Genomic DNA, 522 nt, shown 5'->3' on the forward strand with positions numbered 1-522 from the left:
CCTGCTGTTGTGAACGTTTATGTCGATCTATTGGTAACCTTCTGGGAATGGATTTGGCTCAATCAGCTCAGACTCATAAACCACTGTTGCCTGACCGTCTTTATTCCATTTTCCGATACGGGTTTTACTCCACAAGTGATGATTTGGATGCAGTTTCACGTACCCTTCAGGTGCTGTATCCAACTCGATTTCACCGGTTCTGGACGCTTCTACGATTTTGTCCACATCAAAGCTTCCTGCTTTTTCAACGGCTGCCTTCCATAACCATGGACCAAGGTAAGCCGCCTGCGTCACGTCACCGATGACACTGTCTTCACCGTGCATTTCCTTGAATGCTTTAACAAACTCAGCATTGTTAGGGTTATCCAGACTTTGGAAGTACTTCATCACTGAGTAAAAACCTTCCAGGTTTTCACCACCGATACCCAGCACTTCATCTTCTGTCACCGACAGCGTCAGCAGCGTCTGCTTATCAGACGTAATGCCGGCAGCATTCAATTGTTTGAACCAGGCCACGTTACT

General features: G+C 46.7%; 1 protein-coding gene. It reads right to left on the reverse strand.

Features of this window, described 5'->3' with window-relative positions; translation table 11 throughout:
- Nucleotides 1-27: 27 nt before the first annotated feature.
- Nucleotides 28-522 (reverse strand): transporter substrate-binding protein (locus tag B3O33_RS03440; protein ID WP_292362935.1); only part of this gene is annotated, 495 nt, incomplete at its 5' end.

It is taken from the genome of Methylophaga sp. UBA1464 (genome assembly GCF_002325665.1).
GTDB lineage: Bacteria > Pseudomonadota > Gammaproteobacteria > Nitrosococcales > Methylophagaceae > Methylophaga.